The sequence below is a fragment of the Nonomuraea corallina genome (assembly GCF_027620315.1).
Lineage (GTDB): Bacteria > Actinomycetota > Actinomycetes > Streptosporangiales > Streptosporangiaceae > Nonomuraea > Nonomuraea corallina.
In genome coordinates, this window is sequence record NZ_JAPNNL010000351.1 from 1 (window position 1) to 992 (window position 992).

The 992-nt window shown below is 73.9% G+C and carries 2 protein-coding genes; both read left to right on the top strand.

Features of this window, described 5'->3' with window-relative positions:
* Positions 1-952: phosphopantetheine-binding protein (locus OUY22_RS36650; protein ID WP_270159913.1), on the top strand; the 952-nt coding region annotated here is incomplete at its 5' end.
* Positions 942-992: polyketide synthase docking domain-containing protein (locus tag OUY22_RS36980; protein ID WP_408638261.1), on the top strand; the 51-nt coding region annotated here is incomplete at its 3' end. The genes OUY22_RS36650 and OUY22_RS36980, both read left to right, overlap by 11 nt.

Consider the following 992-nt stretch of genomic DNA (forward strand, 5'->3'; position numbering starts at 1 on the left):
TGCGGCGGCGAACGCGTTCCTGGACGGGCTGGCCGTCTCGCGGAACGCCGTGGGACTGCCGGCGGTGTCGGTGGCGTGGGGGTTGTGGGACGTGGAGTCCGGGATGACCGGCGCCATGAACGCGGCCGACCGGGCGCGGCTGGCGCGGGCGGGGATCGCCCCGTTGGGGGTGGAGGAAGGGCTCGCTCTGTTCGACGCCGCGTTGGCGGGCGCGGAGCCTGCCGTCGTGGCGGCCCGCTGGGACCTGGCGGGTCTGCGGGCCAGGGCGGAGGACGACGGGCTGCCGAGCGTGCTGCGCGGACTCGTACGGGTACCGCGCCGCGCCGCCGACACGACCGGCCAGGCGAGCGCCCGGGCGGCGGCCGGACCCGCCGAGCTGACCGAGCGCCTGGCGGCGCTGGGCCAGGCCGGCGCGCTCACCCACCTCACCGAACTGGTCCGCTCGCACGTCGCCGCCGTCCTCGCGTACGCCGGCGCGGACTCGATCGACGTCGACCGGGCCTTCAACGAGCTCGGCTTCGACTCCCTGACCGCCGTCGAGCTGCGCAACCGGCTCACCACGGCCACCGGGCTGCGGCTGCCGTCCACGCTGGTCTTCGACCATCCCACGGTCCGCTCGCTCGCCGAGTACCTGTTCCGCACGCTGGCCCCCGAGACGCCCTCCGCGGAGGACGCCCTGCGGACGGCGGTGGACCAGGCCGAATCCATGATGCTGGCCGCCAACGGCGAGGCGGACACCGTGCGGGACCGGCTCGTGGCCATCCTGCAGAGCGCCCTCGCCAGGATCGGCGCCGGCTCGGACGACCCGCTGACCGCCGTGCCCGCCGGGTCCAACGGCGCCGCCGAGGAGATCGTCTCCGCCTCCGACGAGGAGATCTTCGCCTTGATCGACAACCGAACGATGACATCTCCGCTGAGGTCGCCACAGGAAGGGCCTGGCCATGGCGAATGAGGACAAGCTTCGCGCGTATCTGAAGAAGGTCACGGTCGAG